Genomic DNA, 17,840 nt, shown 5'->3' on the forward strand with positions numbered 1-17,840 from the left:
ATATACATTGAATTTTGAATTACATATTTCTAAATTTAGTTCACACGACGTCCTGTCTAGGCAGTCGCTGAACTCGTCCTTGGGTTCAGGTCTTGAAAATAAAAAACAAATTAATAAGAGTTTCTAAATCAATTTTTAAAGAAATACTAATTTAAATAATTCCTGTTTCTTGATGAAAGAAAAAAGTTTTTCAATTGATAAATTTGTTATTTTGAATTTGGAACCCTATAGACTTAAATTTTGAAAATATAAATGCGAGATAACCTTATATAATTTCTTGAATAAATAGAAAATAGAACTGCTCAAAAATCAACAAAGATTTAATTGTGAATATACTATATTGTGATATTTTTAAAAAATAGCTCATAGAGAAAAGTTTTATTTATATAGATTTTAATAAAATTTTATTGAGGAGGGGAACTTTTATGGCATCATTAGTTTATGCAAATCCTGGTGGAAATTCACCGAGTGCAGGTGGTATTGGATGGGTTAATTTTGGAAATTTTACTATAAATCCAGGTGAAACAATAACTGATATAACTGCCACATTATTAGATGGTTCAACAGTTAAGTTTGATTTAACCAATACTGCAATTGCATTAGGGGGAAGATCATTTGTAGCAACACCATCACCAACATCAGGAGGAGCAGCTTTTGGAAATACAGGGTATACAGGGATTAATGGAAATGTAGTTTTATATGAGCCAAATGGTAATTTTAATAATAGAGTAACTGAGTTAAGGATTTTTAATATAAAAGTTTTGGATAAAGAAGGAATGAACATTCCCAATTACTCTGTTATTTTAGCTGATGGAGAAACTACAAATTTGGAAGAAGGTATTATATATACTACTAATCAAGGTGTTTGGGATTTATTAATAAATATGCCACCAGTAGGTGGAGGTATAGCAACTACACCAGCAATTAGTGGAATTGGAACAAATATATTTAAAGAAGAAGGTACAAGTGGGTATATTGTTTCAGCACCTGTCATTGTAACAAAAAATGCAACTGATATTAATGTAAGAGTTATAAGTTCATCTATTGGAGGAGGCGGAAGACAAGGAATTGCAATTGGTTTTGCTATAAATAAAATAGAAGTGTTAAAAAATATTACATCAAGAAGAAGTCCATTAGATCAATTTACTTTAAGTATAAATGGAATACCAAATAATAAAGTAACCACAACAGGAAATTCAAATGGAATACAAATAGAGACAGCAAATGTATTTGGTAAAGTTAATAATACTTATACAATAGATGAGTCAATGAGTTTAGAAAGTGAAAATTCATTAACAGATTATAATCAAACAATATCTGTTATCAATTTATCTAATGGTGGACAAATACCTCCAATAACACAGTTACCAGAATCAGTAACATTACAACTTGGTGATATAATAAAATATACAATAACTAACACACCTAAAAAAGCTGATTTAAGAATAATAAAAACGGCAAATCCTAATCCTGTAGTTGCAGGAAATAATATTAATTATACAATAGTTATAACTAATCAAGGCCCGGATAATGCTCAAAATGTAATATTGAGTGATACAATTCCATCCTGTATATTAAATCCAGAGTATTCAATTGATGGAGTATTACCATGGAAACCATGGCCTCAAAATGGAATAACATTAGGAATATTAATTTATGGAGCAAAAGATATAAATGTACAAATAAGGGGGACTGTAAATAAATCTTGTATAGAAAATATAATTAATACAGCAAAGATAGCCTCAACAACACCAGATCCAAATCCTGATAATAATACTTCCACAACAACCACAAAAGTAAACACATTAGCAGATATAATTGTGAAGAAAACAGGTAATCCTAATCCAGTAATTGCAGGGGACTTATTAACGTATAATATAGAAATAATGAATTTAGGACCATCAAATGCACAGGAAGTAATATTAGAAGATATAGTTCCACAATGTATATTAAATCCAGAATATTTAATTAATGGAATATTACCATGGAAGCCATGGCTTCAAAATAAAATTAATTTAGGGAATATAGAAGCAGAAGCACCTGAAATAAATGTACAAATAAGAGGAAATGTAAACTCATCATGTATAGAAAATATAGAAAATACAGCTACTGCTAAATCAACAACACCAGATCCTAGTCCAGATAATAATACATCAAAATCAACAACTGTAGTAGATACTTTGGCTGATATAACTGTTAAAAAGACAGCAAGCCCTAGTCCGATAGTATCAGGAGAAATGTTGACCTACACTATAGTTATATCAAATTTAGGTCCATCATACTCACAAGGTGTTAAACTTAAAGATGCTGTAATACTAGAAAATCCTGAATATATGTTAGAGGGTTCATTAAATTGGTTACCATGGAAAGGAAGTTTAAATTTAGGAACATTACAAGATAATGAATCTAAGGTAGTTTTAATAAGAGGTATAGTGCCTAAGGATGTAACTGGAATTTTACAAAATACAGCTACAGTAAGCAGCACAACAAAAGATCCAAATCAAAATAATAATACTGATACAATTGGAACACCTATAAATTCTTTAGCGGATATAAGTATTAAAAAAACAGTAAATAATAGTTTTGTAAATAGAGGAAATACAGTAGTTTATACCTTAGTTATTAACAATAGTGGACCATCAAATGCACAAGATGTAATTATAGAGGATGTAGTACCAGAAGAAATATCCAATGTTGAATTTTCTACGAATGGAGGAACTGATTGGAGCGTATGGATAAGTCCTTATAATATAGGAACGTTAATAGTAAATGAATCAAAAACCATTCTTATTAGAGGAACTATAACTAATTCTGCATTAGGTATAGTTACAAATACAGCTAAGGTAAGTAGTACAACAAAGGATCCTAATCCAAATAATAACACTTCATCAGTTGATATAAAGGTTGTATATGCAGATTTAGTATCATCAGGGAATTTAGTTAAATCTGTAGATAAACAATATGCAGATATAGGAGAAGAAATAACTTACACAATTAATGTTAATAATACAGGTAATACAATTGCTAACAATGTTGTAATATCAGACGCTATTCCTAATGGAACAATTTATATTGAGGGAAGTTTAGTATCAAATGTTCCTATAACTGGAAGTCCATCTAGTGGAATTAATATTACAAATGGAATTTTGCCTAATCAAAAAATAATTTTGAGTTACTCAGTGAAAGTAGATAAAATTCCAGTGCCAAACCCAATCCCAAATACTGCATATATAAAATATACCTACACAGTTAATCCATCTAACCCTAATTCAGTAAGTGGAAGTGGCTATACAAACACTGTATATACAAAGGTTAACCATGGTGAAATATTGCCACAAAATGCAGAAAAGTCATCAGATAAAATAGTTACAACACCAGGAGATATAATAACTTATACTATAAATTTGAAAAACACAGGAAATGTAAGTGTTATTAATACAATTGTAAATGATATTGTTCCAGAAGGAACAGAATTTATATCAGGTACAGTTACTATCAATGGTGAATTAGAACCTTTGCAAAATCCAAATTTAGGAATAAATGTTGGTAGCATTGCGCCAGGTGAAACTATTACTACAACTTTTAAAGTGAAGGTATTGCAAAGTGCTCCAAGTGTTTTAACAAATGATGCAGAGATAAATTATGAGTATAGAGTTAATGATAATCTTCCACCAATTAAAAGTAAAATTGTCACAAATAAAGTTAATATACCTGTAATAAAAGCAAAGTTAACTTTAGTTAAATCATCTGATAAAGTTAAAGCTTTAGTTGGAAATACCATAAGGTATTCAATAAAGGCAATTAATGCTGGAGAAGTTTTATTACAAAATGTCATAGTTAGTGATGAATTATCATCAAATTTAAATTATGAAGGAAAGTTAACTATAAATAATATACCTTCAAATCAAAGTATATTAACTGGAGTTAATATTGGTAATTTAGAAATTGGAGAAGAAAAAATAATATCATTTGATACAAAAGTAACATCTATTCCTAAAAGTGGGGTTATAACTAATATTTCAATTTCAAAGTTTAATTATATAGTATCTAAAAATAATTTTAATGGAAATTCAACTAGTAATGAAAATAAAATTAATGTATATAATCCTAATTTTACAATAAGCAAAATTTCAAATAAAAGCTCAGTTAAGGTTGGAGAAATATTTGTATATACCATTGAGATTAAAAACACAGGAAATATAGAAATAAATAATTTTATTATTAAAGATGACTTACCATTAGAATTTCAAGTTTTAAGCATAAAGTTAAATGGAGTGGTTATTACTGGAGATTTAAAAACAGGAATTGATATTGGAAATATAAGTATAGGTGAAAATAAAACTGTTGAAATAGAAGTTAAAGTAATTTCTGATTTAAATGAAATATTTAAAAATATTATAGTAGGAACAGCTAAGGTAACTGTAAACTCTGAAACAGATCCCAATAAAATAAATAAGATAGCTACTGATAATACTGGTGTTCAAGTTTTTAATCCACAGTTAACTTTAATTAAGAGTGTAGACAAAAAGTATGTTGTAGTAGGAGATATAGTCACATATACGTTATTTGCTGAAAATACAGGAGATATAACTTTAGGCGATGTAGATGTTAATCCAATTACTATTTCAGATATATTGAGTTCAAGCTTAGAGTTTATATATGGAACAGTAACTGTAAATGGAGTTGAAGATTTACAATCAGGTATTATATCAGGTATAGATATAGGAGTATTAAAACCAGGTGAAAGTGTTACAATAACTTTTAAAGCAAAGGTTATATCTAATGAAATAGTACCAATAACTAATATATCAAAAGCAAAATATGGATTTAAGTTACCAGGCGAAAATTCAGAAACAGGTATATCATCTAGTAATCAAGTTGAAATATATCCGGAAATAGCCAATATAGATATTGAAAAAACTGCAGATGAAAAATTTGTAGTTCTAAAAGATAATATAACTTATACATTAATATTAAAGAATACAGGAACTTTAGATGCTTACAATGTAATATTTAAAGATGATTTACCATTTGAAGTTGAAGTAATAGAAGGTAGTTTTTCTATAGATGGAAAAGTTATTAATAATATTAATATTAGAGAAGGAGTTAATATAGGGGATATAAAAAAAGGTGATGAAGTTATAATTAAGTATACTGTAAAAGTAATTAAATCTAATTGCAAACAACAAATAATTAACAAAGCTAGTGTTAAATTTAATTATATATTAAAAGAAAATATTAATAAATTAGAAAAGAGCATAAGTAAAAGCTCAAGTACAATAGTAGATGTTGGAATATCAAATTTTAAACAATTTAGTGTAGAAAAAGTAATTCAAATACCATTACAAAAGCCAGATATAGAGGGAATATTAAATGTTAAGGGTGAAATAGAGATAATAAATAAGTATGTAGTAGAAACTTCTAATGGTGAATCTAATGAAGGTCAGAAATTAGGAGGTTATAAGTTGATTGTTCATGGAGTATTAACTGAAGTAGTTGAATATACTGCATTATGTAAAAGTCAATCTGTTCATTCAGCTCATTATAATATACCATTTTCAACATTTATAGTATTATCTAATTATGCCGAGGATAACAATGTAAAAATTGAAGGATTTATAGAAGATATATATTTTAATAAATTAGATAATAGGAATGTATTTATAAATAATACTGTTTTAATAAAATCATGTTTAGGTTGTTGTAAATAAAATAGAAAAGTGAGTAGTATACTCACTTTTTTATTTGAAAATATTATGATTATAGACTAATTGTTTATAAATTATAATATAAATAACTTTAAAGTATTTCTAATATTTCTATTGAATAATTTTCTCCAGGAGCATTAACTTCAACTATATCTCCAGCTTTTTTACCAGATAAAGCTTTACCTAAATCAGATTCTATGCTTATACACATATCTTCAGGAGATGCATCTAGTGTAGTTACAAGTGTTATAATATCTTCATCCTCAGTATCAACAAATTTAATTTTAGCTTTACCATTAACACCTAATACTGATTTATCTATGTTATCGCCATCTATTACAGTTGCTGTAGATATCATAGTTAATAAATATTGAATTCTATTATCATTTTCTCTATAGTTTGCACAAGCTTCTTTATATTCAGCATTCTCAGATCTATCTCCATGTGCAGCAGCTACTAGTTTCTCTTTAGCAATTTCAGCTCTTTTTACAGTCATTCTATAATCTAATTCTTCTCTTAATTTTTTTATGTTTTCTTCTGTCAGTTGATGATTCTTCATAAAAAATAAACCTCCCACAAAATATATTATGTCATAGGGCTTTAAACTAATCTTACAATTTAATTTGTTTCAAAAATTAACACCCTTAAATATAGGGAAACAAGCTCGAATTCAAAACTATTTTTTAAGCTGAAAATATATTGCTTTCAAAAGAAATACTTACTATAAAATGATTCCGAGCTAGTCTCACTCTTAAGGGTATCCAAGTTTTGAAACTAATAATTATGAAGATGAACTTGGAACCCTATATAGGGTTCCAAGTTCGAAGTTTAAATAACATCTTTATCAAGTGATATTATTAAGCTTACAGTTTATTCTATTATCATGTTGGAAACCAATTAAAAAGTAAGAGTGAAAAGTGATGGTGAATATCCCGGGGATTGAAATCCCCACTACAATGTTTTATTTGTACTTCAAATAAAATCAGTATAATATTTATCCATAAAAAGTTCATTTTGGAGAATAAATTCCCCATCATAATATTCTTACTAATCACAGTTTCAATAGTAACTATCCCTATTACTTTGGATATTTTATAAAATTCAGTTTTTATATTGTGTTTAAATAATTTGCTTTGCAAATTTAATAAAAAATCATTTTTAAAAATTGAATCTCCAATTTTTACATTCACTTTCAACTTTCAATTTTCCATTTTAAATTAATTAGAATTCCCAAATGAAACAAAAATAATTTTATTTTTCAGCTTGTAACCCTATAATATTATATAATATATAGAAAAAAATAAAACCTCTATTGTAAAAGTTATAGCTATAAAGTTAAGTTTCCTATAGTTGAGAAATTGTAATAATAAATATTGTAAAGTAATTAATAATATATATATAATTATAAATAGACTTATTACTTACAAACTAAAGATAAGGGGTTAATATGACGGGAAAAAATGGCTTATTAAAAGAAAGAAAAAAAGAACGAATAAAAATCAGTAATTCAGATGATTTTAAAAATGCATTAAAAACAGAAGGGTACAATATAAATGAATTTGATGAACTAAAGTTTAGAAAGAAAGTTATAGATACTTTTAAATTAGATAATAATTCAATGAATATGTTAAATGTATGTATTAATGACACTAAGACTACATATAAGGCAGATGATATTAATGATTTTATAGATTATGTAAAAAGAATTACTATATTTCAAAATAATCATAATAAATTATGTGAGAGTATATGTAAAATTAAAAAAATGTATATAGATAGAATTGAATATGAGAGAGAACCTAGTTTAAAAGAAAGTGTTGAAGAGATTTTAGATGAAATAGAAGAAATAAAAACTAGAGTAGATAAAAAAATAAGTTTAGAAGAAAAGTTTGAATTAATAAAGTTAGAGAAGGAATTAGATAATGAATATCTTTATGCAAAAGATATAGAATTATTAAAGAGAATGATTTTAGTAGGAAATGATAGTTTAAAAGAAAATTACAATGATAAAAGTAAAGTAAAAACAATATCATTAGAGATACCTAAAAAAATAGAGTGTGAATATTTTAAAGTTAAAAAAGGAACTGTAGAATATCATGAGCATTTAAAAAATAATATACCAAGAGTTAAACGCTTAATAAAAAATATAAATAAATATATGAGAGTAGATGAAAAAGAAAAAGCAACATTTCATATAAATCAAAGTGAAGCATTGCAAGATTCTATAAATATAGCAATTGCAACATATGATAATAAGGAATTTAAAGCAATAAGTGGGAAAAATGAAATATCAAATTATTGTGCAGCACCACCTATGGAAAAGTCAGTTTTTAAAAGTTTAAAGGTAAATAAGTTGGGAAATTTGGGTGTTGGATATGAAAGAGTTAATGATAGTGAAAAGAAGATATTGGAAGAAATACATAAGCAAATAGAAAAAAAATTTTTAAAGGATAAAGGAAAACTTATTCTTTACAGCAAGTGGGAACCATGTCCAAGTTGCTATTTTGTAATTAGTCAGTTTTGTAAAAAACATCCTAATATACAATTACAAGTAAAATATATTAAAAAATATGGTGAATAGAAAAATATAATGAAAAATCACTTAGGTTTAAGAAAAACCTAGGTGATTTTTTATAGAAATTTAAAAATGTGAGAGTATTGCATAGGTATTGATATTAGTTTACTTGTGAGACATGCTTCTGGATATGTAGTATAAAGTTTAGTTATTGATAATTTGGATTTAAAGAATGAATTAGTGTGAATAAATAGTTATATATATATAAAGTAAAATGAAAAAAATTTAACAGGAGTGAATTATTTAATGTTAATAGTAAATGATAAGTTATGTAAATAATTAAACATATTATAATTTTAGTATGGAGGAGTTAAAAATGATCTATGATTTCAAAGTAAAAGATGTAATGGGAAAAGAAATTTCATTAGAAGATTATAAAGGAAAGGTTCTTTTGATAGTTAATACTGCAACAGGATGTGGATTTACACCACAATATGAGGGTCTTCAAAAAATATATGATAAATATAAAGATAGAGAATTTGAAATTTTAGATTTTCCATCAAATCAATTCTTTGAGCAAGCCCCAGGAAGCAATGAAGAAATAGTTAACTTTTGTAAAACAAACTATGGAACAACATTTAAAACTTTTGGAAAAATTGATGTAAATGGAGAAAAGGCAGTTGAAGTATATAAATATTTAAGAAAAGAAGCACCAAAAGCTTATGAAGATGAAGCATCAAAATCTTTTTATGATAAACTAACATCATTAGGATTTAACACAAAAGATGATGATATAAAATGGAATTTTACTAAATTCCTTATAAACAGAAATGGAAAAGTTGTAGAAAGGTTTGCGCCAACAGTAGAACCAGAAAAAATAGAAAGTGCAATTGAAAAGTTACTGTAAAAACATATAAAAATTTACAAATTATTTTTATATATTAATTAGGTAAGATGATAATATAATTATATTGTCAGATAAATTGAAAATGGGGGATGAAAATGGAAAATATTAGATTAATTGAGTTGCCTAAATGTAAAATGGTTTCATCAGGTTGTGATGTGAATTGTGATTTTTCAGAAACAGGAATTTTGGGTAAATTTGATAAGTGGTGGAGTGCATATGATAAGAATAGAAAAGATAAATTTTTTCCAAGAGACTTTATATGGTATGATTTTAAAAATGAAGGACTTGTTTGGTATTATGCTATTGAAGAAGAAATAAGTGATTGTGAATATGAAATTATGGATTTTAACGGTGGATTATATGCTGTTGCAACTTCAATAGACGGAGATGATGAGGACGGTGCAAGAGTTATTAAGAGTATTTCAGAATGGATAGAAAAAAATGAACAAATAGAAGTTGATAACAGTAGACCTATTATGGTTCATGTTATAACACCACAATGTGCTATAAAGGCTTTAAATTATCATCAAGCAGATAACTTTGTTCCAATAAAAATGAAAACACCGGAATAAATTTTATTTTTGAAAAAATTAAATATATTTTAAATAATTAAATTAAAAATAAATAGATTGGATTAATAAATTTAATATTGAATTCTTATCAAGAGTGGTAGAGGGACTGACCCCATGATACCCAGCAATCTATTTTTATATATAAATGATATATAAAGTGTGCTGCTAAATCCTGTAGCTTTTAGCTAGTAGATGAGAACAAATTATGTATTTCAAACGCTAGAGGGAAAGTATCTAGCGTTTTTATAATTACTCAGTTTTGCAAAAAACATCCTAATATAAAATTACAAGTAAAATATGGTGAATAGAAAATACAATGAATAATCACTTAGGTTTAAGAAAAACCTAAGTGATTATTTTATTATATAGAGGGTTAAATTTTAAAAAATTATAATATAAGAAATTCATATTACTGTATTTTTATAGTTAAATATATTAGAAGATTATAAAGAAAAAGTTATTTTGATAGCTAATAAGGAAGATGGAGATTTAAATTTATTTGACTATATAAAGTTTAAAAAAACAATTACATTTTTATACTTTTATTATAAAAAGAATAATTTATATTTAAATATATTAAAATAAATTTTAAAAAAAATTAAAGTATTAAATTTATATTAAATACATTTAAGTTTTATTAATATTTAGAATAATAAGTCGTAATATAGAATAATGAAAATACATGATATTAATTTGTAAAAAAATAGGAGTGTGTATGTATGAAAAAACTAAAAGATAAGATTAAAGATTTTAAAATTGAAAAGAAATTAAAAACTATATTTTCTATTATTATTTTTATGCTAATTATTACAGTAATATCATCAATTGTAAGCTTAGTATTAGTAGGAAGAAGTTTCACAACATTTTACAACGGTCCTTATCAAAACACAAATAAAGTCATGGAAATACGTAGAACAATTCAATCATATTCAAAATTTATAAATTATGCATTTGGTACCCCAGATAAAAGTAAAACAGAAGAATATATAAATAATGCAAAAGAAGAACTTGATTCGATAAAAGATGATTTAGATTACTTAAATAATAATTTTTTAGGTGATAAGATATTGATAGAAAAATTTGATAATACAATGAATACTTCAAAAGATTTTAAGGAAAAAATATATGAATTGGCTTTAGTTAATGCTAATGATGAGGGAAGAAAAATATTTTTTGAAAATTATCAGCCAATACTATTAGAAGCAAACACATACTTAGAATCAATGTATAAACAATCTCAAGAAATTGCAACAAATAAATATAAAACTTTGAGAGTGATACAAATAATTACAATTGTTGTTTTGATAATAGTTGCAGGTATTACAATTGGAATTACAGCTATTTTAGCTATATATATTACTAATAGTTTGACAAATCCAATATTAGAAATTGAAACAGCGGCAGATAAGATGGCAAATGGAGAGTTTAATGTAGAACTTAATTATTATTCTGAAGATGAACTTGGATTATTATCAAATAGCATGAGAAAAATGATAAAAGTAACTAATGATGTACTAAAAGACACGGCTAGGGGTTTAAGAGAAATTTCTAATGGTAACTTTAATATTGAACCTGAAGTTGAATTTATTGGTATATTTGAACCAATAAAAGATTCTATATATAAAATTATTAGACAGCTTAGTGATATTATAATAGAAATAAATGAAGCATCAAATCAAGTTTCCAGTGGATCAGATCAATTAGCAGAAGGATCACAAAATCTTGCACAAGGAGCTGCTGAACAAGCAAGTGCAATTGAAGAGCTTTCAGCATCTATTGGGGAAATTAGCAATGAAGTTCAAAACACTGTAAAAATAGCTAATGATGTAAATGAGATGTCACATGAATCTATGGTTGTTGTAAATGAGGGAAATAAAAGTATGAAAGAAATGGTAAGTGCAATGGAAGATATTGAAAAATCATCTATAAACATTAGTAGTATTATTAAAGACATTGAATCAATAGCTACAGAAACTAATCTACTAGCATTAAATGCTAGTATAGAAGCAGCTAGAGCAGGCGATGCAGGAAAAGGTTTTGCTGTAGTAGCCAATAAAGTAAAAGAGTTATCACAACAATCAGGACAAGCAGTAAAAAATACTATGGAGTTAATTGGAAAATCTATAGATTCTGTAAAAAATGGGAAACAATTAGTGAATAGTACTGCTGAAAAGTTGGTAAAAGTGGTGGATTCAGTAAGTAAATCTACTGAATTAATTTTTGAAATAACAAATGCATCAAAAGAGCAAGCACAATCAATTGAACAAATAAATGATGGAATACAACAGATAGCAGAAGTAGTGCAATCAAATTCAGCTATATCAGAAGAAAGTGCAGCAGCAAGTCAAGAATTAACAGCACAGGCTATTAACTTAAATAATATGGTGTCACAATTTAAAATAAAAAAAATATAAGATAGTTATTAAATAAAGATAATGAGAGTTTTCCTAATATATCAACGATTAATATGACTAAAAGAATAATAAACTTTATGATAATATAAGTTGAAATCTTATTATTAAATTCAAAACTATAGAGTATACTATTGACATTAAAGATATTGTAATATATCATTAATTAGTAAATTTAATATTGAATTCTTATCAAGAGTGGTAGAGGGACTGGCCCTATGATACCCAGCAACCTATTTTTATATATAAATGATATATAAAGTGTGGTGCTAAATCCTGTAGCTTTTAGCTAGTAGATGAGAAAAATTATATGTTTTTTCAACGCTAGGTATGAGTTATCTAGCGTTTTTGTTTTGAATAATATATAATAAAGTTAAAAAATACAAGAAAATAAGGAGAAAAATAGATGAAAAAAAATAATAAGCTACCCATTAAAACAATAGTAGCTATAGGTATTGGGGCAGCTGTATTTATGATATTAGGGCGATTTGGATCGATTCCTACGGGGATTCCAAATACAAATCTAGAAACAAGTTATGCATTTTTAGGATTAATGTCAGTTATATTTGGGCCAATAGCAGGAGCTGCAATTGGATTTGTAGGACATACTTTAAAGGATTTAATGATGTGGGGTAGTCCTTGGTTTAGTTGGATAATAGCATCTAGTGTTACTGGATTTATTATTGGATTTGCAAAAAAATCAGTGGATATTTCAAAAGGAAAATTTACGAAAAAACATGCAATAATATTTAATATTTATCAAGTGTTAGCAAATATAATAGCTTGGTGTGTAGTAGCACCAACATTAGATATTGTAATTTATAGTGAACCAATAGATAAACTTTATATTCAAGGTGCGGTAGCAAGTATATCTAATATAATAATAGTAGGATTTTTAGGAACTACATTATTGTATACATATGCTAAAAGCAGAACCCAAAAGGGCAGTTTAATTAAAGAAGTAAATGAAGAAAAAAGTAAAGTTTCTTATGAAAACTATGATTTAAGTTTAAAAAATGGTTCAAAGAAAAGTTCCCAAAAGCCGGTAATTGAATTTAGTAACTTTACATTTAAATACAATTCACAAAAAGAACCAACATTAAGAAATATTAATTTGACTATATATGAAGGAGAAAAAGTGCTTATTGTAGGGCCATCAGGATCAGGCAAGAGTACACTTTCAAATGCAATTAATGGGCTTGTACCTTTTTTATATGAAGGTGAAATACAAGGATCACTTAAAGTTAAAGGCAAAGAAACAAAAGATATGAGCATATTTGAACTTTCTAGTGTAGTAGGAACTGTACTTCAAGATCCAGATAGTCAATTCATTGGATTAACTGTAGCTGAAGATATAGCATTTAGATTAGAAAATGATTGTGTATCACAAGATAAGATGAAAGAAAAGGTAGATAGAGTTTCTAAAATTGTGGATATAAATAGTCATTTAAAATCTTCACCTCATAGCTTATCTGGAGGACAAAAACAACGTGTTACATTAGGTGGGGTAATGGTTTCAGATGTAGATATACTTTTATTTGATGAACCACTAGCAAGTCTTGATCCTGCAACAGGTAAGAGTGCTATGGAGCTTATTGATAATATAAATAAGAAAGATAACAAAACCATAGTTATAATAGAACACAGATTAGAAGATGTATTACACTCTGATATTGATAGGATAATAGTAATTGATAATGGAAAGATTGTTGGAGATTTAACTACTAGAGAATTATTAAGTTCCAATTTATTAAATAAAACTGGTATAAGAGAACCTTTATATATAACAGCATTAAAATACGCAGGTATACAAATAACAGAGGAATTATGCCCAGAAGCTATAAACACTTTAAAATTAGATAAAGAAAAACATAAACTTAATAATTGGTATCAAGAAAGTAGTGAAGTTGTTAATAAAAGTGGTAACGATGCTATTCTTGAGCTTAAAGACATAAAATTTGGATATGATGAAAATAAGGAAATTCTTAAGGGAGTTTCATTTAAAATAAATAAAGGTGAGATGGTTAGCATTATTGGAAAAAATGGTGCTGGAAAATCTACTATATCTAAACTTATATGTGGTTTTTATAAACCAACTAGTGGAGATATATTATTAAAGGGAAGAAGTATTGAAAATGAAACTATAAAGGAACGTTCTGAAAAAATAGGAGTAGTTATGCAAAATCCTAATGCTATGATATCTAAGTCAATGATTTTTGATGAAGTTGCATTAGGTCTTAAGATTAGAGGAATAAGTGAAGAAGAAATAGAGGAAAGAGTATATGAAACACTTAAAATTTGTGGTTTATATGAATTCAGGAATTGGCCAATATCAGCTTTAAGCTTTGGTCAAAAGAAACGAGTAACTATAGCTTCAATTCTTGTATTAAATCCAGAAATTATAATTTTAGATGAACCAACAGCAGGACAAGACTTTAGACATTATAGTGAGATTATGGAGTTCTTAAAATATATAAATGAAAAAGGTGTAACTATAATAATGATAACTCATGATATGCATTTAATGCTTGAATATACTAATAGAGCAATAGTATTATCAAATGGATTAAAAATAGCAGAAGATAGTGCTTCCAATATACTTACAGATGAAGAAGTTATAAAAGAAGCTAACTTAAAAGAAACATCTTTATATGAATTAGCATTAAAAGCAAATTTAGAAGAACCAAGAAATTTTGTTAAAAGATTTATTGATTATGATAGGAGGATTAGAAAAGTATGAATACAATGCTAGAATATTCTGAGATAGATTCGCCTATTCATAAACTTAGTGGTGCATCAAAGCTCATTGCATTAATTCTTTGGGCAATAGCATCAATGGTAACCTATAATACATTTTTGCTTATAGGAATGTTTATATTTAGTGTAGTAGTATTTAAAATTTCAAAGGTTCCTTTTAAAAAGGTTTCTTTTGTACTATATTTTATACTAGTATTTTTACTTATAAACAACATAGCTATATTTATCTTTTCACCAATGGAAGGTGTAAAGATATATAATAGTAGAACAGATTTATTTACGATTGTAGGACCATACACAGTAACAATAGAACAATTATTTTATCAGTTTAATATAACATTAAAATATTTTTCTATAATACCAATGGCATTATTATTTATAGTGGCAACAAATCCTAGTGAATTTGCAGCATCTTTAAATAAAATTGGTGTAAATTATAAAATTGCTTACTCAGTAGCAATAGCATTAAGATATGTTCCAGATATTCAAAAGGATTATATGGATATATCATTTGCACAACAAGCAAGAGGAATAGACATGTCTAAAAAGGAAAAGGTATCTAAAAGAATAAAACAATCAGTAGCTATATTAATTCCACTTATTTTTTCAAGTCTAGATAAAATAGAAACAATAAGTACTGGGATGGAATTAAGAGCATTTGGAAATAAAAAGAAACGTACATGGTATAGCGAACGAAGTTTTAAAATAGGAGATTATATAACAGTTGCAATTATGATGACAATTTTACTTATGGCTATAGCTTGCAATATATATAATGGAGGACGTTTTTATAATCCATTTTTATAATAATATAAACTTATAGTTGTATATATAGAACTATAAACGTATAAAAGATGTTGTAAATTAAATTTTATGACATCTTTTTCTGTTTTAAAAAATTATATAGTAAAGAAATATTATAGTGAAACTATAGGGTTCCAAGTTCATCTTCATAATTATTGGTTCCAAAACTTGGATACCCTTAAGAGTGAGACTAGCTCTAAATCATTTTAAAGTTAGTATTCCTTTTGAAAGTAATATATTTACAGCTAAAAAAATAGTTTTAAATTCGAGCTTGTTTCCCTATATTATTAACAAAGTGTAAATAGGAAAATTTAATAAAATCAAATATTCTATAGATACTAAGTTATTTATTTGAAATTCAAATAATATGAAAAATATGTAGAAAAAGGATTGTTAAATGATATAATAAAAAAGTATTTTACAAAAAAATTAAAAATATGACAAATTTAGGGGGACTAAAATGAAGAGAAAGTTAAGCTTAATTTTAAGTTTAATCATCACAGTTTGCTTTGCATTTACAGGTTGTGGTGATGCAGAAAAGAAAGAACAAGCTAAAAAAGTTAAGACAGGTGGAGTAGTTACAGAAGCAATAGGAACTTCTCCAAGCGGTGTTTTTTTACCGACATCATTTACATTTAGCTATGATGCATCTATTAACAATATTGTATATGATGGATTATTATCTTTAGATGAAAATATGGATATAGCACCAAATCTTGCTGAGTCATACGAATTTTCAAATGATAACAAAACATTAACTTTTAAACTAAGAAATGACGTGAAATGGCATGATGGTGAAAAATTTACTGCAGATGATGTTGATTTTACATTTAAATTTTGTTCTGATGAAAAATATAAAGGACCATATACAATGTTTGTTAAAAACATAACTGGATATGAAGATTATAAAACAGGAAAATCTACAGAACTGAAAGGTGTAAAAAAAATTGATGATTATACAATAGAAATAACAACAGATGAAGTATATGGATCAGCTTTAATTAATTTTGGATTTATGATGAGAATTATACCAGAACATATATGGAATAAAGATACTGTAGAAAAAGTACAAAATGATACAAATTTAATAAGAAAACCAATTGGAACAGGTGCATTTAAACTTGAAACATTTACACCGGATCAAGGAGTAGAACTTGTAGCAAACGAATATTATTGGAAAGGTAAACCTAATATCGATAAGTATGTTTTTAAATTAGTAAGTAGTGAAACAGCAGAATCAGAAATACTTAATAAAGAAGTAGATATTATAGGTGTGGGAAATTTAACTAAAGAAGACGAAGAAACTTATAAAGAGCAAGGTTATAGAATTGAAGATATAACTAATAATGCATATCATTATGTTGGACTTAATTTAAGAAAACCTCAATTTAGTGATAAAAAAACAAGACAAGCTTTAGCTTATGCTTTAGATAGAGAAACAATTGTAAAAGAAGTTTTAAAAGGAAAAGGTGAAGTTGCATACAATCCATATCCATCAAATTTTTGGGCTCATCCAGATGGATTAAATGAATATAAGTTCAATCCTAAAAAGTCTATAGAACTTTTCAAAGAAGCTGGATTTGAATACAAGGAAAACGATAAAAAGATGTATTATAATGGGGATCCATTTACATTTACTTATAAGTATGTTGGTGGAGATGAGTCAAAAACTAAATATGCACTAATGCTACAACAAAATTTCAAAGATATAGGTATAGATGTAGAATTAAAACCAATGGAATTTACTGCATTATCGAATGATGTTAAGAATGGAGATTTTGATACTTATTCTATGGGAATAGGAAACTTCTATGATGGAGATTTAGGTCCAAGTTATCTTTCGACATTAACACCTCCAAATGGATATAATTATACTGGGTATAATAATCCAAAAGTAGATGAACTTATCAAAAAAGCATCTACAATGGTAACGAAAGAAGAGAGAGAGCCAGTACTTAAAGAGATTGCTACAATATTGAATGATGAATTGCCGGTAATTTACAGCTACCATTGGAAGAGCACAATGGCTGTAAGTGATAGAATTAAAAACTTTAAGAATGCTCAACCTATATATAGTCAGTATTCTAATGAATGGTTTGTGGAAGATTAAAGTTTATAAATAAAATATAGTGTTAAGGATTGCCTTTCTAATAATAATTTAAGTTT

Annotated in this window: 9 protein-coding genes, 1 pseudogene and 2 riboswitches; of the genes and pseudogenes, 9 read left to right on the forward strand and 1 reads right to left on the reverse strand. The window is 26.6% G+C overall.

The window, feature by feature from the left end; genetic code table 11:
* Window positions 1-425: 425 nt before the first annotated feature.
* Window positions 426-5,711: a DUF7507 domain-containing protein gene (locus tag BN346_RS20525; protein WP_051540254.1), complete on the forward strand. Its 5,286-nt coding sequence runs from the start codon at window positions 426-428 to the stop codon at window positions 5,709-5,711.
* Window positions 5,712-5,799: 88 nt separating this feature from the next.
* Here BN346_RS20525 and BN346_RS09765 read toward each other — a convergent pair whose 3' ends face one another.
* Window positions 5,800-6,267, reverse strand: coding sequence for a GreA/GreB family elongation factor (locus tag BN346_RS09765; protein ID WP_040328263.1), 468 nt, complete (start codon window positions 6,265-6,267; stop codon window positions 5,800-5,802).
* Window positions 6,268-7,155: 888 nt separating this feature from the next.
* Here BN346_RS09765 and BN346_RS09775 point away from each other — a divergent pair.
* The 8 genes and pseudogenes from BN346_RS09775 to BN346_RS09805 all read left to right on the forward strand — a co-directional run bounded on the left by BN346_RS09775 (window position 7,156) and on the right by BN346_RS09805 (window position 17,784).
* Window positions 7,156-8,289 carry a deaminase domain-containing protein gene (locus BN346_RS09775; RefSeq protein WP_040328265.1) on the forward strand — a complete coding sequence of 378 codons (1,134 nt, stop codon included), beginning with the start codon at window positions 7,156-7,158 and terminating at the stop codon, window positions 8,287-8,289.
* Between the two features lie 310 nt (window positions 8,290-8,599).
* A complete protein-coding gene (locus tag BN346_RS09780) occupies window positions 8,600-9,130 on the forward strand; it encodes a glutathione peroxidase (RefSeq protein WP_040328267.1) in 531 nt (176 codons plus the stop codon).
* Between the two features lie 95 nt (window positions 9,131-9,225).
* Entirely contained in the window at window positions 9,226-9,702 is a 477-nt protein-coding gene (locus BN346_RS09785) for a GyrI-like domain-containing protein (RefSeq protein ID WP_040328268.1), read from the forward strand.
* A gap of 82 nt (window positions 9,703-9,784) precedes the next feature.
* Window positions 9,785-9,901, forward strand: a riboswitch (SAM riboswitch).
* A 520-nt stretch (window positions 9,902-10,421) separates the two neighbouring features.
* Window positions 10,422-12,116 carry a methyl-accepting chemotaxis protein gene (locus BN346_RS09790; protein ID WP_040328269.1) on the forward strand — a complete coding sequence of 565 codons (1,695 nt, stop codon included), beginning with the start codon at window positions 10,422-10,424 and terminating at the stop codon, window positions 12,114-12,116.
* A gap of 183 nt (window positions 12,117-12,299) precedes the next feature.
* Window positions 12,300-12,416, forward strand: a riboswitch (SAM riboswitch).
* Window positions 12,417-12,585: 169 nt separating this feature from the next.
* Window positions 12,586-13,014, forward strand: a pseudogene (locus BN346_RS21920) (ECF-type riboflavin transporter substrate-binding protein); the annotation flags it as partial.
* A gap of 147 nt (window positions 13,015-13,161) precedes the next feature.
* Window positions 13,162-14,853 carry an ABC transporter ATP-binding protein gene (locus BN346_RS09795; protein WP_040328311.1) on the forward strand — a complete coding sequence of 564 codons (1,692 nt, stop codon included), beginning with the start codon at window positions 13,162-13,164 and terminating at the stop codon, window positions 14,851-14,853.
* Complete coding sequence (locus BN346_RS09800; protein ID WP_040328270.1) at window positions 14,850-15,677, forward strand: energy-coupling factor transporter transmembrane component T family protein; 828 nt, start codon at window positions 14,850-14,852, stop codon at window positions 15,675-15,677. The genes BN346_RS09795 and BN346_RS09800 overlap by 4 nt, the downstream gene beginning before the upstream one ends.
* A gap of 457 nt (window positions 15,678-16,134) precedes the next feature.
* Window positions 16,135-17,784: an ABC transporter substrate-binding protein gene (locus BN346_RS09805; RefSeq protein WP_040328271.1), complete on the forward strand. Its 1,650-nt coding sequence runs from the start codon at window positions 16,135-16,137 to the stop codon at window positions 17,782-17,784.
* The last annotated feature ends 56 nt before the right edge of the window (window positions 17,785-17,840 follow it).

Source organism: Clostridium ihumii AP5, assembly GCF_000612845.1.
Classification (GTDB): domain Bacteria; phylum Bacillota; class Clostridia; order Clostridiales; family Clostridiaceae; genus Clostridium_J; species Clostridium_J ihumii.